We start from the raw sequence: 22,981 nt of genomic DNA on the forward strand, positions 1-22,981 counted from the left end.
GTTGCTGGCAGCCAGGTTTCGCTAAACGCTAAGCAAATCAAATGGCATTGCCTCGACTATAACATTTAATTATAAAACTCAATCAATAACTTTCCAATAAGCTCTGGCTTCTCCATATGAATATGATGCCCACCTGCTAAACGTTCCACCACCATATTTTTCACCGCTTTAATACGATTTTCCATAATGTCCACATCAAAGGCAAAACCTTCATTACTGAGCAATAAATGAGTTTTGACACTAATATTTTGCAAGCAGGAGAGTACTTGCTCTTCAGTCATGCGCAATGGGGTGGGGGCAATTAAACGCCGATCATGGCGCCAGTAAAAGCGTCCTTTTTTTTCTATTAAACCGCGTTCACAAAGGATTCGCGCAATATCCATAGAGACATAACCTTTTTGCGAACGAGCAAGAGCTGCACTTTCAAATTGATCATAGCCTTTTGGGAGGCGATGTGTGTGATTAAGAAATTGGGCATAGTCGGTGAGTTGGCTGCATGCGGTTTGTGCTGGAGATGAAAAGGGCCCTAAGGCTTCAATTAGATAAAGAGAATGCAATCGTTCTGGAGCTACTCCAGCCATTAAACTGCTCATGCATGCACCCATTGAATGGCCTAATAAATGTACTCTCTCTAGCTTTAGGGCATTAATGATGGCGATAATAATAAAAATCCCATCAAAAAAATGATAATTGCACCCAGGTGGAAGATGAGAAGATAGTCCATGTCCTGGTAAATCCACAGCAATCAAATAAAAATCATTTTGCAAGTAAGGAGCGAGGGGGGCAAAACTATTGGCATTATCCAACCAGCCATGTAAAGCAAGGATGGGAGGATTTTTAGAATTTCCCCATACTTTCGCAGCAATTGAGAATCCTGGTATGGTAAGTGTAATTTCTTGCATTTATATTTATGGAGCCCAATAAGCCATGATTCAAGTATAAACCCAAAAACGAATCAGGCATAATATGTGTTTTAAGCCAGAAAATAAGCGATTTATACATATCTGAGGATAATATTAGTATTTTTTTTCTCCAATTTAATGATATGCTTAATAAGAACTTTAGCTAATTTTTAAAAGTTTCGCGTTAAGAAGGGTGAGTCGATGCAACAAGAAGCGCGTAGCGTATCCTTGATAACATACAACATTCACAAAGGTTTTGGCGTTGGAGCCATTCGTTTCTTGCTTCCCAAAATGCGTGAGGCAATTACTAGCTTGAATCCAGATTTTGTTTTTTTACAAGAAGTTCAGGGTGAGCACCGGAAACGGAAAAAACGAATTGATGCCTGGCCTGATTCCACGCAGTGTGAATACATAGCTGAAAATATCTGGCCTCATTATGCTTATGCTAAAAATGCCATCTACCAATCAGGACACCATGGAAATGCAATTTTAAGTAAATACGCATTTAAGGATGTCGAAAACATTAACTTAGCAAACATACGACGTGCCTCACGCAGCATTTTGCATGCACAACTCGAAGTAAATGGCGTAATGGTTCATTTGTTATGTGTGCATTTAGGCCTTTTTAAACGAGAACGTATGGAGCAATCCACTGCTTTAATGCAGCGGATTAAAGAGGTTGTTCCTCCTCACGAACCCTTACTTATGGCTGGTGACTTCAATGACTGGCGCAATATCCTATCTCAGCCTTTAGCAGAAGACTTGAATGTGGAGGAAGCCTTTATTTCCTTAGAAGGCCAACATGCCCGGTCTTTTCCCGCGATTCGCCCCGCTCTTTGTGTTGACCGCGTCTATTTTCGCGGTATGCGTGTACAGGAGGTCGCTTGTTTGCAAGGGAAGCCTTGGCGTATGCTCTCTGATCATTTACCGCTTTATGCACGTTTTGAGCTGCTAGATCCCTTATAATGGCATTGATCTAAAAAACCGTAGCCTTAATGCAGGATAGCGTAATCCAAGTTTCATTTCTGGATTACAGCAGCACCTTCATTTAGACTACATTTATCTATTTTAGTATTATTTAACTTGAGTCATTAAAAGCTAAAAGTATGCATGCAAAATTTAATAATATGAAAAAAATTGACACCCCTTGCTTGGTAATTGATCTTTCAGGTCTTGAGGCAAACATCGACCTAATGCAGAAATTGGCAACACAAATGGGGGTCGCTGTGCGTCCACATTGCAAAACCCACAAATGTTCGCGAATTGCCAAACTGCAAATTGCGGCAGGAGCTATAGGGATTTCTGCTGCAAAGCTTGCTGAAGCAGAAGTCCTGATTGAGCAGGGGATTTCCGATATTTTAATTACCTCGCCTATTGTTGCCGAACCTAAATTAAAAAGATTGGCTCTTTGCTTGAAAAAAGCTCCAGAGCTGCTTTTAGTGGTAGATAATTCGCAAAATGCATAGGCTTTAAATCAGCTTGGTGCGATTTTGCATCAACCCATTCAGGTATTAATTGATCTTGATCCTGGTATTGGCAGAACTGGGGTTCATCCGCACGATGCACTCAACTTTGCGCATTTTCTACAGGAGCAACCTTGGTTACGGGTACAAGGGATACAATGCTATGCTGGAAATTTACAGCATGTTGCTAACTACCAAGAGCGTAGGGAGCGCTCGTTAAAAACCATGGAGATGGCTTCTGAGATTTTTCGAACGTTGAAATCGCTTTTTCCGGAACTGCATATTTTAACGGGTTCAGGTACAGGGACATTTGATATAGATCCTGAAGCGTCTGAAGTGACGGAGATTCAGCCAGGATCTTATACGGTCATGGACGTGCAATATGAGTCCATAGGCTCTAAAGACACACCAGAGCATTTTAGACGATTTCAAAATGCGATGACGCTTTTTAGTAGCGTTATTAGCTGTAATCGAGCCGAACATGTTACGGTAGATGCCGGTACTAAGGCTATTTATTTTGAGCCTAAGTATCAACCGCGTATTATTAGCCATCCCCATTTATCTTATGATTGGGGAGGATTTGGCGATGAGCATGGGAAAATCACGGGTCCTGGGGCTTTGCCCAGTAATGGGGATTTAATTGAAATGGTGGTTCCTCATTGTGATCCAACAATTAATCTTTATGACCAATTTGTAATGGTTCGAGATAATGAGATAGTGGATGTGTGGGAGATAGATTTGCGAGGGAAGTCGCAATAGATACTAGAATGGCTGGGTTATTAAGCTCTGCAAATAATGTTTGTGCTAGTCCAGATGCTGGGCTTTTTAGCCCAGCCTATACACAGTTTACGATTGGGTCTTATTCCATATCGTTTTGATAATCGCCAAGACAAGCTAAACTGTTTAAACGTGCGCGTTTTAACAATGCATCTTGAGCACTATTGATGTTTTCTTTTTTACCGCCCCAGGCAGCTAAGCAATCTTCCTGCAATGCTCTTCCATAAGAGAAACTGAGTAACCAGGGTTGATGGATAATATTATTAATTGCGTTTAAGTTGGCTGTAGCTTGTTGTGGCGTTTGCCCCCCTGATAAAAAGTTGATGGTTGGCACTGCTGCAGGAACATTATTGCGGAATACACCAATAGTATAATCTGCAACTTCATCTGGTTCACTGAATTTCGCATTTGCTTTACCGCAAGTAACCATGCTGGGTTTTAAAATGATATGTTCTAACTCAACTTGATGAATGAATAAGGCATGGAAGACTTCGTGCAATACAATTTCAGAAACCTCAGCGCAATGTTCAATGCTGTGATCGCCATCCATAAGAACTTCAGGCTCCACAATAGGCACAATTCCTACTGATTGGCAAGTCGCTGCATAGCGTGCTAGATTTTCTGCACCAGTTTTTATCGCAGATAAGCTTGGAGTAGTATCAGAGATAGAATAAACATTACGCCATTTAGCAAAACGTGCACCTAATTTTTTAAAGTGCAATAAACGTTCAGCTAAGCCATCTAAACCTTGAGTTACTTTTTCATTTTCGGTATTAGCTAAATCAACAAGTCCTTTATCCACTTTGATTCCTGGAACAATTCCTTGGTCTGCAAATAATTTTGCAATGGGCGTGCCATGATCATCAGCCTGTTCAAAGGTTTCTTCAAATAAGATGACCCCATTGATGTACTTTCCTAAGTCAGGAGTGGTTGCGAGCAGTAACCGGTAATCTCTGCGATTTTGCTCATTATTTTCAATGTTAATGGAGGCGAAACGTTTGCCAATGGTTCCATTGCTTTCATCAGCAGCTAAAATACCTTTGCCTGGCTGTAACATGTCTTCCATAGTGGCTGATAATTCTTCATAGCTCATAATCTATTGCTCCTGGTCGTTATCTAGAAATATATTTTTCACGAATAATTTGCTGCATGGCAAAGCCTTGCTCTTTTAAGTAATTAAATGACTCATCGATCATACCTGGATTTCCACATAAATAAACTACATCTTGTTGAGGATTTAAGTTCAGCATAGGAAAAGCATGTTGTACGTAGCCGTTATGCTCATTCTCTTGGAGCTCTTCAGCTGGCTGTCGGCTTAAATAGGGCATAAATGTTGCTTTAGGGTATTTTTGGGCAAAATTACGGAATTCCTCAGGATAGAGGATCTCGTTACGTCGTTGCACTCCTTGAAGTATAACCACCTGTAATTCAGGATTTTGTTCCATACGCTTACCAAGCTCTGAAAGCATCGCCCTGTAAGGCGTGATACCGGTGCTGGTCGCCACCAGAATGTAGCGGCCAGGTAATTCATCTTTCATGACTAAACGTCCGAAAGGGCCGTTTATGTTGATAATATCTCCAGGCTTTAAGTTGTACAAAAGTTGTGTCCCTGGTCCATTTTCAAAATATCCAGCTGCAAATTCAATCGTATTGTCTTTTTTTGGTTCATTTGCAATACTATAACTACGCTTTAATATTTTTCCTTCATGTTCGAAATGAATGGTAATAAATTGTCCTGGTATATAATTAAAGCAAGGAGTGAGTTCGCATTTAAAAATAAAATGCTTTACCTTAGGGGTAATCATAAAGGACTGCTCTAAGGTGACTGGAAAGGTATTTATTTGCATAAATGTATCAACTTTTAATATAAAGTGCCTAATATAAGGAAAAAATTAGGCATTGCAAGGGTTAGAGGCATATAATTAACTTATGACTACCATCGACTTAATAGCCATTTTAGGCAACCTAAGCAAATCTTTATACCCTCTGCAACGGTTAATTACAGGGGGAGCGTATTTGTTGGGGATATTATTTTTCATTACAGCAATTATGAAGCTAATGAAAATAGGGGACCACCGGGCTCAATCACAATCTCAAGAGAGAATGTTTGTCCCGATGATGTACTTGCTTTTTGGGGCAATTTTATTATACCTGCCTTCGGCACTTAACCTTGCCGCTAATACAGCTTTTGGGGTCGGGAATATTTTAACGTACACAAACTATGATCCCACGAATATTTATAGCTCTATGGGATTATTAATTCGTACCGCAGGGGTGTTATGGTTTGTGCGAGGCTGCGTCCTTGTGGCGCAATCCAGTGAGCCTGGGGCTCAAGATGGGCCGAAAGGTTTATTATTTATTTTTGCGGGAATATTATCGATGAATTTTGATAATACTGTATCGATAATGAATAATATGATGGGCTCTATTGCAAGTTGGACTATTGCTCTTAAGCAAAGCCAGGGATATTAGATTGATTTTGGAGGCAGTTTGCCGCCTCGGTGTAATTAATTTTCTTCTCCACAAATCCGCAGATTATTTGCTTTGGCAAAATCGATAATGGATTGATAAAGCAAAGGGCTGGACTCCTTAAGTTTTGGGTCAAGAAGCACACACTGGTATCCATCGCTATTGACACTTGGGCGTAGTAGTGGTGAGTAATGAATGCGCTTGTTTTTAAAGCTTGCAAGCGAGCCACTCATGCGTTCTGCCCAGTCACTCGGACGAAAAGTTTTTCCTTGAGCGGTTATTCCTTCAATAATGATTGTTTTCTTTTGTGAATCTGCCATAATTCTATTCAATTAAAGTACACTGTGCTAAGTATAACATCAAACGCTGATTTCTGTACTGAAATTTATTCGCTTTGCTGCAATATATTTGTGTTTTCAAAAGCGAATTTTATCCCTATCATGTATGGTTGTTTGTTAATGAGCGTTTATTGAAGGTTGATCGCAAGAATGGAAAAAGAAAATCGTTCCGGTATTTATTTGTTACCGAATTTATTTACTACAGCAAGTTTATTTGCTGCATTTTACTCATTAGTAGCTTCGATGAAGGGGCAGTATGAGGCTGCTGTTATTGCTATATTTATTGGTATGATTGCTGATGGCTTAGATGGACGTATTGCCCGTTTAACCAATACTCAATCGGAATTTGGCGCTCAATATGATAGCTTATCGGATCTGGTAACCTTTGGAGTTGCCCCATCTTTATTAATGTATAATTTGTCACTAAGCCATTTAGGCAAAGTAGGTTGGCTGGTTGCCTTTGTTTATACTGCAGCAGTTGCATTACGATTGGCACGTTTTAATACCCAGCTTGATATTGCAGATAAGCGTTATTTTCAGGGCCTACCTTGTCCCCCTTCAGCAGCAGTAATGGCCTCATTTGCCTGGTTATGTTACCAAAATGACTGGTATAATATGTTCGTTGCCGTTATAACCGCAATTATGTCTTTAGTCGCGTCGGCATTAATGGTTTCTAATTTTCGCTATTACAGCTTTAAGGAAGTAGATTTTAAAGGAAAGGTTCCCTTTTTATACGTCTTGGTAATGATTGTTTTATTTGTAGCGATTGCTGCAAACCCCTCCTGGGTTATCTTTATAGGTTTTGGGCTTTATGCTTTTTCAGGCTTAATTATAACTTTATGGGCTGTGCATAAGGTGAGGAAGCAGCGCAAACATATTGAAAAACATTAATGCTAATGCTGTAAGAGTTAGGTGGCGCGTAAAATAGAAGATTGATTATCTTTTTATTTTACGGGCTTAATAGGCGCATAAGGGTCAAATTGAGAATCTATTCGCCTTCACCAAAGAAATTATTAATTAACTGCACTAACGCCTCGTTCATATGTTCTTCATCTGGGCCTTCAATTTCCATGGTAATAGTGCTTCCCTTATTTGCAGCAAGCATCATGACTCCCATAATACTTTTTCCATTAACTGTTTGAGAGTCTTTTGTGACATTGATCTGGCTTTGATACCGTGCTGCTGTTGAGACAAATTTTGCTGAGGCACGAGCATGTAAGCCAAGTTTGTTGATGATTGTAATTGTAGTTTTTATCATAAGCGTATTTAAGTCCTAAAAACGCAATGTGAACAGACTTTGGAATAGACTGCGCTTTAGACTAATGTATCACGAAGAATGCCTAGGGTACAGGAGTTCTTGTACAAAAAAAGTTAAATAAATGAGTGGCTAGTGCATTAGCAGATTTTATCGTGGATGTTTAATTGGAGAGCGCCGCCGTCATTTTGATGAGGCGGCAAGTTTAGAGATTAATGGCTGCGGATTTTTTCTTTATGCTTCAGCAACTGGCGATCGAGTTTATCGATCAGCGCATCGATTGCTGCATACAGGTTTTCTGATTCGGAACTTGCATGTAACTCCCCACCCGCAACAAAAATAGTCGCTTCAGCAATTTGTCTTAATTTTTCAATATCGAAAGTTACATTAATTTTGGTGATATGATCAAAATGGTGCTCAAGCTTAGTAAATTTTTCTTCAGCATAGGTTCTGATAGCAGGAGTTACCTCCATGCGATGCCCAGTAATGTGAATTTGCATAACGAACCTCCTTCGGTTACTTTTTAGATACGAACTTCTTTCTTTCATTCGATGGAGCAATCCCCATCGCTTCACGATATTTTGCTACGGTTCTTCTTGCTACCTGAATACCTTGTTCTGCTAATAAGAGCATAATTTTGCTATCGCTTAATGGCTTTTTCCCGCTCTCTGCTGCAATTAACTTTTTAATCATCGCACGAATTGCGGTAGAAGAACATTCAGCGCCAGCATCGGTACTCACATGGCTGGAGAAAAAGTATTTTAGCTCAAAAACTCCCCGAGGAGTATGAATAAATTTTTGCGTAGTAACGCGAGAAATAGTTGACTCATGCATTTCTAAGGCAGAAGCAATATCATTTAGAATCAACGGTTTCATCGCTTCCTCACCCAGCTCGAGGAAACCTTGCTGATACTCCATAATGCACCGCGCTACTTTAAGTAAAGTTTCTTGGCGGCTTTGAATGCTTTTTAAAAACCATCGAGCTTCTTGTAAATTATTTTTTAAGAATAGGTTGTCCGCACTATTGTCTGCGCGTTGAATTAATGATGCATATTGATTATTAATACTTAAATTGGGTAAAACATTTTGATTTAAAACAACCTTCCATTCATTGTTTATTTTTTTGACGGTTAAATCAGGAATAATATATTCGGTAATGTCATGATGAATTAAATGCCCAGGCTTGGGATTTAAACCTTGAATGATACGTAATATTTCATTAATGATTTTTTCACTCACCTGATGGTTTTTCATTAATTGCTTGTAATTATGTTGGCCCAGCAAGTCCAGATCTTCAAGAATAATTTTTTTAGTAAGCTCTAAGTGCTTTGTTTCTAAAGAGAGCTGTTCTAACTGTACCAATAAAGTTTCTACCAGATTTACAGAAGCACAACCTACAGGGTCAAATAATTGTAACCGATGACGTACCGCTTCTATTTCCTCTAGATCAATGGGATGTTCTTCGCTATTTAGACTAGCATGTAAGTCGCCAATCGAGGTGCTGAGAAAGCCATCATTATTAATCGCATCAATTAGAGTTGTAGCGATAGCTCGGTCTACATCACTCATGGGCGACAGTGCTAACTGCCAGCGTAGATGATCTTGTAAATTAGTGGTAGTGCAGTGCAAGTTATCAAAATTATAATCGCTATCCTCAAATTGATGGCGCTTATTGGAAATTTGATAGAGTTCGGACCATTGAAAATCAGTAGGCTCGTCTTTATTTCTGAATTCAACCTCATGGGGTAAATCTTCTTTATCCTCATTAGGAGTGGCTTCTAGCATAGGGTTGGATTCAACGATGAGCTGAATCTCTTGTTGTAGGTCAATAGTAGACAATTGCAATAGCCTAATTGCTTGCTGTAGCTGTGGGGTAAGCGCCAAATGTTGGCCTATACTAAGCTGCAGTGACGGTTTCATGCAAATCCTCTTTGTTTCTTTCTACTGCTATTAATTATCAGTTTAAACGATTCGTAAGGATTATCCAGTGTTTGTAATGGTTAAATTAACCTAACTCTATGAAATTGAGTAAAATCTACAGTAAGGTGGGGTCTTGCTGGTAAGAAATGTAATCCGAGCGCGGAAAGGGCCTTCAATGTAAGCACTGGGCCAGATACTGAAAATCCCTTTTAGGTTCGGGATAGCATAAAAAGTAGTCGTAATGCGAGAGTACAAATAAAAAGCCCCATGCGGGGCCAATAATTATTTTACTTTCTTTTCTTTAAAAAGAACATGCTTACGAACTCTTGGATCGTACATCATCAATTCCATCTTTTCAGGATGGTTACGTGGGTTTTTAGTTGTTGTTTTATAGTATCCAGTTCCTGCTGTGGATTCCATTTTCACTTTGACGGTGACAGCTGCCATGGTTTATCCCCTTAATTATACTTTTTCGCCATTGGCTCGGATACGATCCAGAACCTTCTTGATGCCTAACTTATCAATTATACGCATACCTTTAGTACTAACGCGTAAAGTGACAAATCGGTTTTCTTCTTCAACCCAGAAACTATGATTTTGAATGTTGGGTAGAAAGCGTCTTTTGGTTTTGTTGTTAGCGTGCGACACTTTGTTACCAGTCATGGGTCGCTTGCCAGTTACCTGACATACTCTAGACATTGTGTTACTCCAAATTTAGAAATTTTATGGTTGTCTTTGTAATATTCTGGGCAAATAGCCGGATGTGAAATACAAGAGCGGTTTTATATCAAAAAAACGCAACAGTTGCAAGATTTTTATAGAAACATATAATCGCTTTTTTAATAAATTGAGTTATTAGTATGCATCGTAAAATAAAAAGTTATGTATTGCGAGCCGGGCGTGTAAGCAATCGCCAGCAGCAAGGATTGGACCTTTGGGTTAAAGATTATGCCTTATCAATGACGGATTCCCCCTGGAATTTAACTGAAGTATTTGGACGAGAAGCAGACACAATTGTAGAAATAGGCTTTGGTATGGGAACTTCGTTGCTTCACATGGCGCAAAATAATCCAGAGCTAAATTACATCGGTATCGAAGTACATCAGGCTGGAGTAGGAGGCTTAGCTGCTGACCTTCATGATCACCAAGTAACTAACGTGCGTATTGTGGCTCATGATGCGGTAGAAGCGTTTCAGACTCAGATTGCTGATAATTCTTTGGCTGGAATACAAATCTTTTTTCCAGATCCATGGCATAAGAAGCGTCACCATAAACGCCGCTTGATTCAATCTGAGTTTATACAATTACTCACTCAAAAAATTAAAAAGGGTGGATTTATTCATTGTGCTACTGATTGGCAAGAATATGCAGAACATATGCTTGAAGTTTTATCTACTGCTTCTGGGTTACACAATTCACAAGCCGAAGGAGGTTATTCGCCCAAGCCTGAGTCACGGCCTTTGACTAAATTTGAACAGCGCGGCGAGCGTTTGGGACATGGGGTTTGGGATCTTATTTTCTTAAAATCCTAGTATAGGTATTCAGGGGCTTATCCTCCTAAACACTAGGAGGATAAGGGACCACCTTACATTGATATTCGATTGGCACTGTGTAATATTAGTCCGATAGTAACCAGAAAAGGATGTCATATCATGGGACTTGTCACAGAGCTAAATAAAGCCATAGAAGCTGGGAACGAGCGATTCCAAGAGTTTATCACGCAAAAATTAGAAGCGAATGAACATTACCTAGAACAATCTTTTTGGATGCCGGATTGTATGCAGTTAACGGTATTGAATTATTTGATTCAACAGCATCAAGAACCAGATAACGATGCAGAGGAAGTATCCTCTAACTTGGTCCCTAATATTTATTTCGTTTTAAGCCGCGCCCAAGATAAAAACGTAGGAGAACCAGTACATTATGCAATTTCTTTAGGTAAACTTCGCTTAGCAAATTATCTTTTAGAACAACGTTTTTTTGATATTAATCGTCGTAATAAAGAAGGACGTACCTTACTCTCACTGGCCCTGGACACTAAAAATCAGCAATTACTGCAAGCAGTTTTAGCACTTAATCCTAACGTTCATGAAAGCAGCCAATTATCTGAAGAACCAATCGAATATCAGCCCCTACATCAGGCAATTTTATCTAATTATGGTTTTGGGGTGAGGGCATTGGTGCAGGCGGGGGCTCAATTGGATAACCCGGTAGGTCCCTTGATGGATACACCGCTGTTACTTGCTGCACGGCTAGGAAAAATAAATGCGCTGGCGGCCTTACTGGCTTCGGCTGATGGTGAGCTTGATCTTGAGGCTGAAAATAATGACCGTGCAGAATCTTATGAACATGGTCATAATTCAGTTGAAGCCTTATGCCAGCTTTTAACTCAGGAACCTAAGAAAACCTCGTTAATTGAGGGTATAGCCATGTTACTTTGTCATGGCGCAGAACCACCCCGTCGTGAAGAAATGCGCCAATTATTGGCCAGTAAACGAACGGAATTATTAAAAGCCATTGATTCTTATCTTGATAGGCACCATGAATTGGTTGACCCTTTTGTAAGACGCTGTCATCTGATTGGTACTCCTTTGCATTCAATTATTTATGTGGACCATTCTTGGGGTTATGCATTACGTCAGCTTTTTGGCCGCCCTAGTGCTGCGGGGTTAATGGTAGAAAGTTGGGTCACACGAAAATATAGGGATAATACTGAAAATGATTTGGGCAATGCGGAACTGCCTTCTAAGGCGGGTTCAACTTATACTGGGAAGGAGGATCCATTAAAATTATACGCGGTTTTCGTTGAGCGTTATAAATTAGCCTATAACAGCCAGCGAATCACTAATCCTTGGAGCACGATGAATTGGATGATTGCTGAGGGGCTAGGCGATTGGGCATCAGTACTTAAGTATTCCAAGGAGCATCCTACCAGTAGAACGCGCCTTATTATTAACGATATGATTAGAGCCGAGACAAAAAGCTTGCATGAAGATATACCCACGAATGCCAGCGCTCCGGTTATCGCTAGTCTTTAATAAGGCACGTCATCCCAGGCAGTGTGGGTGTTCTTTAATGCAAGCCTTAAGCTTCATTAAGAAAACCTCATACTGTGTTCAGGACTTGCTTAAACTTCATATACCTCCTAAAATCCTAGCTTTCTTAAAATCGGTCAGGAGTAGTACATGGGGTGGAACGAGCCAGATAAAGGCAAAGATCCCTGGAAAGGTAAAAATCAACCTCCAGATTTGGATGAGGCTCTAAAACGTCTTCATGATAAGTTGAAAAAAATGTTATTTGGGAGCACTGGCAAGCCAGGAGCGGAGCCACCCAAAACATCCAACTCTAATGCCAGCCTAGTTGCAATTATGTTTGCGGTGTCTGCATTTATTTTATGGGCGTTGGCCGGTATTTTTATTGTTGATCCTGCAGAGCAGGCTGTGATTCTTCGTTTCGGTAAATACGTAGAAACCGTAGGGCCAGGACCACATTGGATACCACGAATTATTTCATCTAAAGTAGTAATGAATGTCGATAGACTCTTAGACTACTCCTATTCAGCACAAATGCTAACTAGTGATGAAAATTTAGTTTCTGTGTCTTTGGCTGTACAATATCGTATCGGTGACTTACAGCAGTATTTGTTTAATGTTGCCAATCCTGAAGAAAGCTTACAACAGGCTACGTCAAGTGCATTAAGACAAGTGGTGGGGACAACTACTTTAGACCAAATTATTACCGAGGGACGAGAGATTTGGGGTAACCAAGTACAAGAAACCTTAACTAAAACCCTCGATATGTATAAAACGGGAATCGTGATTGTTAACGTATCACCGCAACCAGCCCGAGCACCTGAAAGTGTGCAAGATGCATTTGATGATGCAATTAAGGCTCAAGAGGATGAAAAGCGCTTCAAAGAGCAGGCTCTTGCCTATGCTGCTAAGGTTGTACCGATTGCAGAGGGTAATGCCAGTCGTATTAAGCAAGAGGCAGAAGCCTTCTCTAAGCAGGTTGTTTTGCAGGCCCAGGGCGAGGTCGCTGAGTTTTTAGCATTGCTTCCCCAATACACTTTGACACCGGAAATTACGGCGAAACGTATGTATTTAGATACAATGCAGATGGTATTAAGCAAGAGCAGTAAGATTATTGTTGATAATAAAGCAGGCAATCTGTTGTATATCCCCTTGGATAAGTTGGCGACAGCGAAACCAGAATCTTCACCGGTAATCAGCAAGCGCAGCACGAAAGCAGAGCAAAGCACAACGGCTGAGTTAGGCAATTTGATTGACGGGCGCACGCTTACTAGACCGGTTTACAATCAAGGGAGACAACAATAATGAAGAACTCTACAAAAGCCCTTGGTGTATTAGTGTTTATTGCACTTTTGTTATTTTTTGCCTGCGTATTTACTATAACCGAAGGACAACAAGGTATTATTTTACGTTTGGGTCGTTTAGTTAATGAAAGAGATACGGATAAGGTAAAAGTATTCGCTCCAGGTTTGCATTTTAAGGTCCCTTTTATTGAAAGCGTGCGTATTTTTGATACACGTATTCAAACTATGGATATTAAGTCAACGCGTATTGTCACCAAAGAAAAGAAAGACGTAATGGTAGATTACTACGTGAAATGGCAAATTACGGATTTAGCCCGATACTTTAAATCCACAGGCGGTAATGAATTTAAAGCCGAAACCTTGTTGGAGCAACAGCTAAATACCTTATTGCGGGCCCAATTTGGTAAGCGCACTATTTCGGAAGTGGTTTCTGGCGGCCGCGACGATGTGATGGGTTTATTACGTGTTGCTGCAGAAAAGCAAGCGGGAGAATTAGGTATAAATGTAGTTGATGTGCGTATTAAGGGCATCGAATTACCTGCAAATACCAGCAATGCCATTTATCAACGCATGCGTGCTGATATGCAAAAAATCGCAAACCGGCATCGCGCGGATGGGCAGGCTGCAGCAGAAGAAATCCAAGCTAAGGCTGATGCAGATGTAATGGTATTAATTGCACGAACTGAAAGTGAAGCGCAAAAGGTACGAGCCATAGGGCAGGCAAAGGCTGCATCAATTTATGCAGAAGCATATAGTAAAAATAAGGACTTTTTTACTTTGTATCGGAGCTTATTAGCATATGAGGGCAGTTTTAACAGTAAGAAAGACATCCTGGTTTTGGATCAAAGCAGCGCATTTTTTAATTATTTTAGGCAGCCAATACCAAATAATGATGGTATCAACGCTAAAAAGTAACTATAATGTTCGATTTTGCTGAAATCAGGTTTAATTCCTGGCAGTATTTTCAGATAAGAGTGGATCATGGGTAAGAACGTTGTTGTTTTAGGTACACAGTGGGGCGATGAAGGCAAAGGCAAAATCGTCGATTTATTAACGCAAGATGCGCAGGTCGTGGTTCGCTATCAAGGCGGACATAATGCGGGTCATACCTTAAAAATTAAAGGGGTAAAAACAGTTTTACGTTTAATCCCATCAGGTATGCTTCGACCACATGTTACCTGCTACATTGCGAATGGCGTTGTTTTGTCGCCAGAAGCCTTACTGAGCGAAATTAAAGAGCTTGAAGCAACGGGACTTGATGTTCGTTCTCGCTTGCGAATTAGTTTGGCCTGCCCATTGATTCTCCCATTCCATGTTGCTTTGGATAAGGCACGTGAATCGCATATGGGGAAATCCGCTATTGGAACTACAGGACGTGGAATTGGCCCTGCTTATGAAGATAAAGTAGCCCGACGCGCATTGAAAGTAGGTGATTTATTCCATCCAGAGCGTTTTACGCAAAAGTTAAAAGATGTATTAGATTATTACAATTTTGTTTTAACTCAATATTTCAAACAACCAGCAGTTGAAATGCAGCCTATTTTAGAGGCAGCCGTAATGTGGGCAGATGAACTACGTTCTATGGTTTGCGATGTTCCTACGGCCTTACACGAACATCGTGAAAAAGGCGATAATATCCTATTTGAAGGAGCTCAAGGGGTTTATTTGGATATTGATCATGGAACTTATCCTTTTGTTACCTCCTCAAATACTTGTGTGGGTTCGGTCGTTAATGGTGCCGGTTTTGGTCCTAAATTCATTGATTATGTTTTAGGTATTACTAAGGCGTACACCACTCGCGTGGGCGGTGGTCCTTTCCCCACGGAGCTTTTTGATGATGTGGGCAAACGAATTGCAGAGCGTGGTCAAGAGTTTGGTGCTGTGACTGGCAGACCTAGACGTTGTGGTTGGTTTGATGCTGTTTTATTAAAGCGCTCTATTGAACTGAACAGTATTACTGGCTTGTGCATGACTAAATTAGATGTTTTAGACAATTTGGACGTATTGCGTATTGCGGTAGCTTATAAAGACAGCAATGGCAATTTAATTTCACGTCCACCTCAAGCAGCTGCTGATTTTGAAGGCTTAGAGCCTGTTTATGAAGAGATGCCAGGTTGGAAAGAATCCACAGCAGATGTGACTAATATGGCTGATTTGCCTGCGAATGCAATTGCTTACTTAAAGCGTATTGAATCCTTGTTAAATGTTCCTATCCATATGTTATCAACTGGTCCTGAGCGCGATTCTACAATTATTCTTCAGGATCCATTTACTGCTTAAGGGCTGGATTGCAAGCCGTTATGAAGGCTCTCCTGAATGTGGCACGAATTAATAAGCGTTACATTCAGGAGGGCCTTTGCGTATCAGGATAATGTGTCTCTCAAAATCCACAGCACATTAGGCCAGTCCCTATAAGCGTTTAATATTGGCTTTCAAAGGCCTTTAACTTCTGTTCCAGACTCCACTGCAACTGGCCTTTTTCATTGTTTTTAATGAATTCCTTACAGCTAGTATTGTTTAAATCCTGGCATTCAGGCACCAATTGTGCTTTATCAGCATCTGCCCAAATACTTTTTCCTGGGGCAAAGGAGTAGGTTAATGCGTTACGGTTTATCTCCTTTATAGTTGGATAATCTAAACCATGGCCAATTACTGCCTCTACATATTGGGCAGTTAAGTCGGTGCGCAGAATCCCCTCATCGTCCGTAGATAAAACCACGGGAACATGGTGTTTTAAATAATAGTTTAATGGATGCTCTTTTCCAGAAACATTTAAAATGCGTTTATTGCTAATCAAATTAATTTCTACGGCTTTATGCTGCTTTGCCATGTAGTCTAAGATTTCTTCCGCATGGTCTTCATGAGCGATGTCAACACCATGGCCAACCCTTTGTGCCTGCCCAGTTAAAAGCGCATCGTGAATATGATAATTTAGGTCAGATGGTGTTGCTATTTCCGGAGTAATTTCACCGGCGTGTAAGGAAATATTAACCTGTGGATATATTTGATGCAGGTATTTAAAGATTTGCATTTGCTCGCGATAATCACGTAGCGAAATAATGCCATCCTCGGGTTGTACCAGGTTTACACCAATTAAATTTCCACCTTTGCTCTGGGAACGGGAAACTGCTTCAAAGGCATTAAGTGTTTGTGCAAAAACTGCGTCTAAGGGTTGTTCGCGCAATGAATAGTATAAAAATTTAAGGGCCAGCTTACAGTTGTCTGATTCAGGATTTGTATCGCACCCTAATTCTTGCCGCGCTTTTTTGAGTGCCTTTTCTGTTTCTGTTACCGTATTATCAATATTCTTTTGAAAGTCCTGGTTAGCTAATAAAATTTGTCGCATTTCCTCCAAGGAAGTAGCTCCTTTGAGAAGTACTCCAAAACTGAGGGAGCTTGCATTATCGGGCATGACCATCAACTCCATGTATTGTTCATGTTGATTAGCGGCTCTTTTAACCACATCCGTGATAAGTTCAGGGCTGTGATCCGCCACGATGGGTGCAAATTTGAGGAAGGTATTAAAAAAGTGATCATGACTGGATTCCGCGCCAGGAATAAAGTCTTGTAGTGACCAGGCTCTAATTGTTTTAGTATAAAGTGCAGGTAAATTAGTAAGCTCATTTGTACTTATCTTATCCCGGCACAATTCTGCATTATTATTGACCGCAAATGTTTTTGTATCCAGGCAATACTCTCCTTTTGCTGCAACTTCAAGCATCGCTTCTGGGTATGCGCCTCCAGCCAAATGATAATGTAATTCTCCTCCTTTGGGCATCTTTTTGAAAAAGGCGTATAAGGCATTAGGATCATTTTTCACCTGATCAAAATAGGTTTGAACATTTGCCTGCGCTTGGGAAATAATAAATAGGCCAAGCAAGGAGGGGAGTGATTTAATTAGATTCATAATGTCCTTTGTGGTCACAATTAAACTGGGATTATCTCATAAAAAAAGCGAGGATTAAAACGTAAGCATTAATCAAGGGTAGGTAGATGGGGGATTTGTTAAGGGTTTCATCAGAAGCATTGTATTTCGACTTTATTCATTGCAAAATGATTTTTACCAATAGTTAACCCAAACAAATAATATGACCAAATTACTATCAAGATTTAGTGCTATTTTGAGTGTTTTTATTGGAGTTATGTTTTCTTTAGGCATTGTCACTGCTGGTGGAAGTGCCTCGGCAAAAACGATGAAACAGACCATTAATATTGGTATTTATGCGCCATTTTCTACTAAATCAGCATATATCGGTAGAAACATTTTGGCTGCGATGGAAATTGCTCGCGATCAAATAAAATCGGCGGACATTAATTATGAGTTTTATACCTTGGATGCACAACCTGCTAATGCACATGCAGCAGATACCATACAAAAATTCATTAATGCCCGTCATATTAATGTGCTTTTAACGGAAGGAGCTGCCTCAGGAACAGTAGTTTCCCCCTTAGCCGCAAAAAATAATGTAATTCATTTTTGTTTGGGGTGTGATGCTGTTGCGGATGGCAAAAATAATTTTCAAACGCAAAGCCCAAATCACCAGCGTGGTGCTGTATTAGCAAACACGCTGAAGCCTGAATTTGTGACCCAATTTAAGCAAGAGTATTTTAGCCAGCCAGTTACCGAAGCGGGTTATGCTTATGATATTTTCCACTTATTAAATACCAGTGCCCAAATTGCCATGAAATCCAATACAAAGTTTTCCAGTGGCGCTATAGCAGCCCAATTATTAGCGCTTGAATCAGGTGCTGGCGTTATGGGGACTTTTAATTTGAATAAAAATGGAGTTGCCTATAATAAAATCAACCCGATGAAAGGGATTGTCTAATGTGGCTTCTCTCGCATTCAACAACAAGTATGATGCTGAATGCGAGAGAGAAGCGAAATGTATTTCTTAGGGTGCCAAAGATTTTTTCAACGCTACAATACGTTGATATGCCTCATCGATACGTTTTTGCTTAATTTCACCGGAGCGTACCTTAGTTTCAATAATCTGAATCAGTTGTGCGGGGTCTTGTTTCGCAGCTAAAGTATTTCCAAAAATAAGCATATCTGCCCCTGCATTAATTGCCAGGACTAATGCCTGTTCTAAGCCATAATGATCACTAATAGCCTTCATTTGCATGTCATCGGTAATCACAACCCCATTAAAATGAAGTCGGTGGCGTAAAAGGTCTGTTAATATTTTATGAGATAAGGTCGCGGGGAGCCCTGAACTATCAAGTTGGCGGTTTACAATGTGGGCACTCATAATCATCCCGCAGGAAAATTTTTTTCCTAATAGATGGCGATAGGGTTCTAATTCGGACATTCTCCAGGTATCAGTAACATCGACAAAACCCAAATGTGAATCGGCTGTGGAGCTGCCATGCCCGGGAAAATGCTTATAGACGCATTGAATTTTTTGGTTTAAAAAGTGTTGTGAATAAATTTCTGCATCTTGAATAACCGTATTAGGGTCGCTCGCAAAGCTACGGTCTTTTCTGGCGATTACCGGATTGTCAGGGTTGATATTTACGTCAAGTAAGGGTGAAAAATCAAGATTAAAACCGGAGCTTGTTAAGGTTTTAGCCATAAGTTCTGCATTAGCCTCTGCGGCATTTGCTCCTTGCTTACCTACTTCTCCTGGGGTTAATGTTGGTGGAAATCCATATTGCTCACTCAGACGAGTAACCTTACCACCTTCATAATCCACAGAAATTAAAAGGGGTAAATCAGGCCGGTGATATTTTAAATTAGCTTGTTGCGCAAAATATTGTAGGTCATGGTTTAATTGTTTTACTTGCGCTGGTGATTCAATGTTTTTATCAAAGACTTGAGTTTGCGCATTATAGTCAAATAAAATTACACCGCCAATGTTATCTTTGGCAATTATTTTTACTATATCTGATTGGGCATTAATATGCTTACCATCAAATCCAATGAGCAGCATTTGGCCAATTTTATCGTGTAGGCTAAGAGGAGCGGCCATAGCTACTATGCTCGTAGTGATGCTCGCTAAAAATAAAAAAACTGACTTCAAGTGGCTCATATTTTCCTTTAATTTTACCATTGTCATAATAATGTATCATTTTGTTCTGTTTTTATCAATATTTGGCGTTGGATGTTTCTTTTTGTTTAAAGAACTAAAAAGAAAAATCTTTAATGATCAAAGTGATTTTTGTTTTATCAAAAAATTGACTGGGCTATAATCAATGCCCCTATTTTTATTGAGGATTTTTTATGCCAAATAAATTGACGGATCATATGATTGATGATTTATCCGATGAAGAAGTAAGTGATGATAATTCGTCAAAGGTTGCAGGCAAAAAACGCAAAACGCCTTCAAAGGAATCTCGCCTAAAAAAGAAAAGAAAAACGGTTCAAGAAGAAGTGGAGCTTTCCTCGGATTTTTCCTCGGATTTAGACACTACGAAAATCCAACCTTATCTGGATGCTTATAGAAATAACATTTTGACCGCAGAGCAACTAATAGAAGAGCTTAGTAAGTTTAAAAGCCAATTTCAAGGAATTAAATTTTTGCTACTTGTTACGCCACCATCTGTATTTAATTCCATGCTGAAAGCCAAACCTCAAGAGGATGTTTTTTTTCAATGGCTTCTTGATGAGTTAGAAGTATGTGTAGAAGATCTTCCAAATCATAAGGCGGATGCGCCGTATTTACTTAGTCGCTTATGCATTGACGAGGCATGCTTGACCGCAATGTTACAGCGGCCAGAAGTTCGAGCAACAATTTATACGCATTTTGCCATTCCTCTTATAGGGCATTTTTTTCATCTTAAAAAAATAAAAGCTGATCCCTTTGTATTTCTTAACGCACATTTTTCTGCTGAAGTGATTGAGCGCGTAAAGGTTGAACCCCTATTTACGACGTTCCTAGGAACACGAGTAACTTTTTTAGAGATGCTTTCCCCAGCGTATATGGAATATATACCTAATCTGTGGTCAAAAGGATTTAGGGCAAGTAATGCTCCTGTATTTAACCAAAAGTATTTCGAGGAGGACAGTAAGCACGTATCAGATGAAATAAGAAAGCAAGCCTATAACACTATTGCTAGCCAAGATGAGTGTAGCGATTTATTAGTTTTCGCTGAGGATGCTAACCCAATGGCTTATTTTTTAGCAAATAAAGTCATCGATCTTGACTTATTTAAGCGCCTTTTAAAAAAGAGTAATGCTACTCCTGATATTAATGTAATAATGGATTGTTTTAAAGATGAGGTTTATTTAAAACGCTATACAACCAAATTATCTTATTATATTAATTTCATAGAGAAAATTATCTACAGTATCTCGTTATTACCAAATAATGTGCTCCAAGCTCCTGCTCAATCATCCTTTTTAGCGCGCTTTAATACTCGATTAATGGAAGGCTTCTATAAGAAAAATCCTCAAACAGTGAGTGAACTTAATAACTTACTACCTCAACCTACTTTGGCGGAGGAAATTTTGTTTTATTGCGCTGATGCGATAACTTTAAAAGCTAATGGCAAATACCGTGCACACCTAAAAAAACTAGTGCAATTTTTGAGTGATGAATCTGTATCGCAATTAAATTTATCAAAGATATTATATTACACCTTTCTTACCCAGATGTTGCAAGGGACTAAGGCTCAATCGCCCCTCGGTTTGAAGTTATTCTTAACGGAGTTGTTTGGCAAGCAGCTCCAGGAAATGACTACTGATGAAAAAGATAACTTAGTATCCAGTTGTGTAATTTTTATCTCCATTTATACCCTTGCACGTTATAGCAAGATAGTCCAAGAAAAAAAAGGCCCGCAGAATGGCTCTGCGCTGCAGCTTAAAGTTGATTTGTTTGCGAGTTCACTTGGTGAACTTATTGCGGCTACGCCGAAAATCCAACTAATACCTGTATTATATTACTACCTGTCTCTTTTGCTGTTTGTACACATAGCATTAAGCGACCCATCTGATTATGAATTATTGGAAACTACGATAAGAAACTTTGTATCACATTTTGATGTGGGCGATGCACGTGAAACTAGGGCATGTTTATTAGCGTACACATTGGCAGGGTTAGCACAAGTTAATAAGTTAAATAGCCAATTAATGGATAGAGTCACCAAAATGGAGCCATCGTGGATTAATTATTTAGCGAATAGCCGTAAGCCGAATGGGCAGGAATATAATGTGCTTTCCTCTCTTTTTAATCTGATTGCTCATAAGAATAAGGAGGTAGCTGAAAAAAATGCGCAACTCATCGTTCACTTTTTAGAGAAGATAGGGGATGGGGCTAGCTTTACTTATCCAACAGCTTTTTTATATGAGGTTGCAGAGCGCTATCTTAATTTACAAAAAAGAGCTCAACTAAGTGAACCGGTGCAGAAATTATTAGAGCAAATTTATAATCTATGCATCCATCGAGTGCAAGGCACAGAGCAAGAAAAAGCTTTTGAGGAGATGCGCACCCAACTCTTATTAAAACATGATGTGGATCCCACAAAAGATGCCCAGGCAATTCATACGGCAGAAAATCATACCTTTGCAGATAAAATATATGATACATGGGTGCAGGCCTTAGGGGAAACGGAACAAGAACGCGGCCAGAAGCTAGTTCAAGGCTACAAAGCATTTACTGATTATTTAGCAGAGCAAAAAAATATGCTCGTAAGACGATTGGTTACACCAAATCAAGCCTCCTCCCAGTTAGCGGATTATATTTATTTTCTTTCTGGGGATAAATCGACAATCTTAAGTTCGGAATTCCAAGAACTTCAACGCCAAGTAGCCACCTTTGACGCGGTATCTAAATATTTGAAGGACATAGCCATAAGGTTCAAAACCCCAGTAACTCCGGAAACCAGCCCACAGATAAAAAAGGCAATTGCGGATGCTAGAAAGTTAATGAATCTAATTTGTATGATGACTTATTATTCCATCGTAGCTCAAGCTCCATCTCCTTTTGCAATACACGATGAAAAGGAAGCACTCCATATATTATTTACTGAAATTATTGACCAGGTAGAAAATCCCTCCTGCGATCAAGGGCCTTTTATACGGTTACTGATTGCTTTAGAACCAGTAGCGGAATTTAAGTTTCCTTATTTAACACGAAGAAATGTTCAGTTTTACGTGAAGGAGTATATTAATAATTATTACGAGCAACTGTCTCAAGAAGCAAAAAATCAATTGGTTTTAGAGCTTTATAACCAAATTGAAGATAAAGAAATTTTAGACGAAATTGACTCAATTCCTGAAAATGCATTTAGCTTTTTAGGGCAAAAGTTTTTGGAGGAGAATACAGGAAGACTGGGATTTATTAGTGTAAAGGAAATTGAGAGTTTATTTTTCTTGGAACGTCCTGCTCAATATCATCCTAAAATTGTAGAGGCACTTAACCAACATCATCATGAGCAAAAAAATAAAGTTAAATTAAGTGCTAATGCTTATGATTTGTTTGGGCTTTTTAGGAATAATAATAATGACAAAGACGGAGATGGTAAGAATGTAGATTTGGCTCATTCTATATAAGTAAGCTGGGCTTTTAACAGCCCAGCCC

Annotated in this window: 22 protein-coding genes and 1 pseudogene; 12 read left to right on the forward strand and 11 right to left on the reverse strand. The window is 39.6% G+C overall.

Going from position 1 to position 22,981, the window contains the following annotated elements; translation table 11 throughout:
• Positions 1 to 65: 65 nt before the first annotated feature.
• Positions 66 to 902, reverse strand: coding sequence for an alpha/beta fold hydrolase (locus tag BN3124_RS01995; RefSeq protein WP_058533184.1), 837 nt, complete (start codon positions 900 to 902; stop codon positions 66 to 68).
• A 201-nt stretch (positions 903 to 1,103) separates the two neighbouring features.
• Between BN3124_RS01995 and BN3124_RS02000 the strand changes: the two genes are divergently transcribed.
• The 3 genes and pseudogenes from BN3124_RS02000 to BN3124_RS17265 all read left to right on the forward strand — a co-directional run bounded on the left by BN3124_RS02000 (position 1,104) and on the right by BN3124_RS17265 (position 3,124).
• Positions 1,104 to 1,868: an endonuclease/exonuclease/phosphatase family protein gene (locus BN3124_RS02000; protein WP_058533185.1), complete on the forward strand. Its 765-nt coding sequence runs from the start codon at positions 1,104 to 1,106 to the stop codon at positions 1,866 to 1,868.
• A gap of 161 nt (positions 1,869 to 2,029) precedes the next feature.
• Positions 2,030 to 2,725: pseudogene (locus tag BN3124_RS17260) on the forward strand (alanine racemase); the annotation flags it as partial.
• A gap of 78 nt (positions 2,726 to 2,803) precedes the next feature.
• The gene (locus tag BN3124_RS17265) at positions 2,804 to 3,124 is read left to right on the forward strand and encodes a type III PLP-dependent enzyme domain-containing protein (protein WP_230849045.1); all 321 of its coding nucleotides are present in this window, start codon (positions 2,804 to 2,806) and stop codon (positions 3,122 to 3,124) included.
• A 100-nt stretch (positions 3,125 to 3,224) separates the two neighbouring features.
• Here BN3124_RS17265 and BN3124_RS02010 read toward each other — a convergent pair whose 3' ends face one another.
• Together BN3124_RS02010 and BN3124_RS02015 are read right to left on the reverse strand one after the other, a co-directional pair.
• Positions 3,225 to 4,235, reverse strand: a complete 1,011-nt coding sequence (locus tag BN3124_RS02010) for a class I fructose-bisphosphate aldolase (RefSeq protein ID WP_058533186.1) — start codon at positions 4,233 to 4,235, stop codon at positions 3,225 to 3,227.
• A 19-nt stretch (positions 4,236 to 4,254) separates the two neighbouring features.
• Positions 4,255 to 4,989, reverse strand: coding sequence for a ferredoxin--NADP reductase (locus tag BN3124_RS02015; RefSeq protein ID WP_058533187.1), 735 nt, complete (start codon positions 4,987 to 4,989; stop codon positions 4,255 to 4,257).
• 82 nt (positions 4,990 to 5,071) lie between these two features.
• On the opposite strand from BN3124_RS02015, the gene BN3124_RS02020 reads away from it, so the two are divergent.
• Complete coding sequence (locus tag BN3124_RS02020) at positions 5,072 to 5,614, forward strand: hypothetical protein (protein WP_058533188.1); 543 nt, start codon at positions 5,072 to 5,074, stop codon at positions 5,612 to 5,614.
• 35 nt (positions 5,615 to 5,649) lie between these two features.
• Here the strand turns inward: BN3124_RS02020 and BN3124_RS02025 are convergent, their stop codons facing one another.
• A complete protein-coding gene (locus BN3124_RS02025; RefSeq protein ID WP_058533189.1) occupies positions 5,650 to 5,931 on the reverse strand; it encodes a DUF3579 domain-containing protein in 282 nt (93 codons plus the stop codon).
• A gap of 168 nt (positions 5,932 to 6,099) precedes the next feature.
• Between BN3124_RS02025 and pssA the strand changes: the two genes are divergently transcribed.
• Complete coding sequence (gene pssA / locus BN3124_RS02030; RefSeq protein ID WP_058533190.1) at positions 6,100 to 6,840, forward strand: CDP-diacylglycerol--serine O-phosphatidyltransferase; 741 nt, start codon at positions 6,100 to 6,102, stop codon at positions 6,838 to 6,840.
• Positions 6,841 to 6,937: 97 nt separating this feature from the next.
• Here the strand turns inward: pssA and BN3124_RS02035 are convergent, their stop codons facing one another.
• The 5 genes from BN3124_RS02035 to rpmB form a co-directional block, all read right to left on the reverse strand.
• Complete coding sequence (locus BN3124_RS02035; RefSeq protein ID WP_058533191.1) at positions 6,938 to 7,207, reverse strand: HPr family phosphocarrier protein; 270 nt, start codon at positions 7,205 to 7,207, stop codon at positions 6,938 to 6,940.
• A 209-nt stretch (positions 7,208 to 7,416) separates the two neighbouring features.
• A complete protein-coding gene (hpf, locus tag BN3124_RS02040) occupies positions 7,417 to 7,704 on the reverse strand; it encodes a ribosome hibernation-promoting factor, HPF/YfiA family (protein ID WP_058533192.1) in 288 nt (95 codons plus the stop codon).
• A 16-nt stretch (positions 7,705 to 7,720) separates the two neighbouring features.
• Positions 7,721 to 9,124, reverse strand: coding sequence for an RNA polymerase factor sigma-54 (locus BN3124_RS02045; RefSeq protein ID WP_058533193.1), 1,404 nt, complete (start codon positions 9,122 to 9,124; stop codon positions 7,721 to 7,723).
• Between the two features lie 282 nt (positions 9,125 to 9,406).
• Positions 9,407 to 9,571, reverse strand: a complete 165-nt coding sequence (gene rpmG, locus BN3124_RS02050; protein WP_058533194.1) for a 50S ribosomal protein L33 — start codon at positions 9,569 to 9,571, stop codon at positions 9,407 to 9,409.
• Positions 9,572 to 9,586: 15 nt separating this feature from the next.
• Positions 9,587 to 9,823 (reverse strand): 50S ribosomal protein L28, encoded by a 237-nt coding sequence (gene rpmB, locus BN3124_RS02055; protein WP_058533195.1) that lies wholly within the window; start codon positions 9,821 to 9,823, stop codon positions 9,587 to 9,589.
• A 161-nt stretch (positions 9,824 to 9,984) separates the two neighbouring features.
• Between rpmB and trmB the strand changes: the two genes are divergently transcribed.
• The 5 genes from trmB (at position 9,985) to BN3124_RS02080 (ending at position 15,740) form a co-directional block, all read left to right on the forward strand.
• Complete coding sequence (gene trmB / locus BN3124_RS02060) at positions 9,985 to 10,656, forward strand: tRNA (guanosine(46)-N7)-methyltransferase TrmB (RefSeq protein WP_058533196.1); 672 nt, start codon at positions 9,985 to 9,987, stop codon at positions 10,654 to 10,656.
• Between the two features lie 120 nt (positions 10,657 to 10,776).
• A complete protein-coding gene (ankC, locus tag BN3124_RS02065; RefSeq protein WP_058533197.1) occupies positions 10,777 to 12,162 on the forward strand; it encodes a Dot/Icm T4SS effector AnkC/LegA12 in 1,386 nt (461 codons plus the stop codon).
• A 147-nt stretch (positions 12,163 to 12,309) separates the two neighbouring features.
• A complete protein-coding gene (hflK, locus tag BN3124_RS02070; protein WP_058533198.1) occupies positions 12,310 to 13,461 on the forward strand; it encodes an FtsH protease activity modulator HflK in 1,152 nt (383 codons plus the stop codon).
• Positions 13,461 to 14,375 carry a protease modulator HflC gene (gene hflC / locus BN3124_RS02075; RefSeq protein WP_058533199.1) on the forward strand — a complete coding sequence of 305 codons (915 nt, stop codon included), beginning with the start codon at positions 13,461 to 13,463 and terminating at the stop codon, positions 14,373 to 14,375. The genes hflK and hflC overlap by 1 nt, the downstream gene beginning before the upstream one ends.
• Before the next feature lie 66 nt (positions 14,376 to 14,441).
• Positions 14,442 to 15,740, forward strand: coding sequence for an adenylosuccinate synthase (locus BN3124_RS02080; protein ID WP_058533200.1), 1,299 nt, complete (start codon positions 14,442 to 14,444; stop codon positions 15,738 to 15,740).
• Positions 15,741 to 15,879: 139 nt separating this feature from the next.
• On the opposite strand, the gene BN3124_RS02085 is transcribed toward BN3124_RS02080, so the two are convergent.
• Positions 15,880 to 17,367, reverse strand: coding sequence for an adenosine deaminase family protein (locus BN3124_RS02085; protein ID WP_058533201.1), 1,488 nt, complete (start codon positions 17,365 to 17,367; stop codon positions 15,880 to 15,882).
• A 181-nt stretch (positions 17,368 to 17,548) separates the two neighbouring features.
• Here BN3124_RS02085 and BN3124_RS02090 point away from each other — a divergent pair, with 181 nt between their 5' ends.
• On the forward strand, positions 17,549 to 18,289 hold the full coding sequence (locus BN3124_RS02090) for an ABC transporter substrate-binding protein (RefSeq protein WP_058533202.1): 741 nt from the start codon (positions 17,549 to 17,551) through the stop codon (positions 18,287 to 18,289).
• Between the two features lie 66 nt (positions 18,290 to 18,355).
• Here the strand turns inward: BN3124_RS02090 and BN3124_RS02095 are convergent, their stop codons facing one another.
• Entirely contained in the window at positions 18,356 to 19,432 is a 1,077-nt protein-coding gene (locus BN3124_RS02095; protein WP_407927374.1) for a glycoside hydrolase family 3 protein, read from the reverse strand.
• Positions 19,433 to 19,683: 251 nt separating this feature from the next.
• Between BN3124_RS02095 and BN3124_RS02100 the strand changes: the two genes are divergently transcribed.
• Positions 19,684 to 22,953 carry a hypothetical protein gene (locus BN3124_RS02100; protein ID WP_058533203.1) on the forward strand — a complete coding sequence of 1,090 codons (3,270 nt, stop codon included), beginning with the start codon at positions 19,684 to 19,686 and terminating at the stop codon, positions 22,951 to 22,953.
• Positions 22,954 to 22,981 lie beyond the last annotated feature (28 nt).

The sequence above is a fragment of the Legionella saoudiensis genome (genome assembly GCF_001465875.1).
In the GTDB taxonomy this organism is placed as follows: domain Bacteria; phylum Pseudomonadota; class Gammaproteobacteria; order Legionellales; family Legionellaceae; genus Legionella; species Legionella saoudiensis.

Bases quoted from the DNA above. Each gene is read 5' to 3' on its own strand.
- BN3124_RS02095 (WP_407927374.1), bottom strand. From the start codon at position 19,432: ATGGCCGCTCCTCTTAGCCTACACGATAAAATTGGCCAAATGCTGCTC.
- BN3124_RS02000 (WP_058533185.1), top strand. From the start codon at position 1,104: ATGCAACAAGAAGCGCGTAGCGTATCCTTGATAACATACAACATTCAC.
- BN3124_RS02025 (WP_058533189.1), bottom strand. From the start codon at position 5,931: ATGGCAGATTCACAAAAGAAAACAATCATTATTGAAGGAATAACCGCT.
- pssA (WP_058533190.1), top strand. From the start codon at position 6,100: ATGGAAAAAGAAAATCGTTCCGGTATTTATTTGTTACCGAATTTATTT.
- BN3124_RS02085 (WP_058533201.1), bottom strand. From the start codon at position 17,367: ATGAATCTAATTAAATCACTCCCCTCCTTGCTTGGCCTATTTATTATT.
- hflC (WP_058533199.1), top strand. From the start codon at position 13,461: ATGAAGAACTCTACAAAAGCCCTTGGTGTATTAGTGTTTATTGCACTT.
- trmB (WP_058533196.1), top strand. From the start codon at position 9,985: ATGCATCGTAAAATAAAAAGTTATGTATTGCGAGCCGGGCGTGTAAGC.
- BN3124_RS02045 (WP_058533193.1), bottom strand. From the start codon at position 9,124: ATGAAACCGTCACTGCAGCTTAGTATAGGCCAACATTTGGCGCTTACC.
- BN3124_RS02010 (WP_058533186.1), bottom strand. From the start codon at position 4,235: ATGAGCTATGAAGAATTATCAGCCACTATGGAAGACATGTTACAGCCA.
- BN3124_RS01995 (WP_058533184.1), bottom strand. From the start codon at position 902: ATGCAAGAAATTACACTTACCATACCAGGATTCTCAATTGCTGCGAAA.
- BN3124_RS02080 (WP_058533200.1), top strand. From the start codon at position 14,442: ATGGGTAAGAACGTTGTTGTTTTAGGTACACAGTGGGGCGATGAAGGC.
- rpmG (WP_058533194.1), bottom strand. From the start codon at position 9,571: ATGGCAGCTGTCACCGTCAAAGTGAAAATGGAATCCACAGCAGGAACT.
- BN3124_RS02100 (WP_058533203.1), top strand. From the start codon at position 19,684: ATGCCAAATAAATTGACGGATCATATGATTGATGATTTATCCGATGAA.
- ankC (WP_058533197.1), top strand. From the start codon at position 10,777: ATGGGACTTGTCACAGAGCTAAATAAAGCCATAGAAGCTGGGAACGAG.
- BN3124_RS02015 (WP_058533187.1), bottom strand. From the start codon at position 4,989: ATGCAAATAAATACCTTTCCAGTCACCTTAGAGCAGTCCTTTATGATT.
- rpmB (WP_058533195.1), bottom strand. From the start codon at position 9,823: ATGTCTAGAGTATGTCAGGTAACTGGCAAGCGACCCATGACTGGTAAC.
- BN3124_RS17265 (WP_230849045.1), top strand. From the start codon at position 2,804: ATGACGCTTTTTAGTAGCGTTATTAGCTGTAATCGAGCCGAACATGTT.
- hflK (WP_058533198.1), top strand. From the start codon at position 12,310: ATGGGGTGGAACGAGCCAGATAAAGGCAAAGATCCCTGGAAAGGTAAA.
- BN3124_RS02090 (WP_058533202.1), top strand. From the start codon at position 17,549: ATGACCAAATTACTATCAAGATTTAGTGCTATTTTGAGTGTTTTTATT.
- hpf (WP_058533192.1), bottom strand. From the start codon at position 7,704: ATGCAAATTCACATTACTGGGCATCGCATGGAGGTAACTCCTGCTATC.
- BN3124_RS02035 (WP_058533191.1), bottom strand. From the start codon at position 7,207: ATGATAAAAACTACAATTACAATCATCAACAAACTTGGCTTACATGCT.
- BN3124_RS02020 (WP_058533188.1), top strand. From the start codon at position 5,072: ATGACTACCATCGACTTAATAGCCATTTTAGGCAACCTAAGCAAATCT.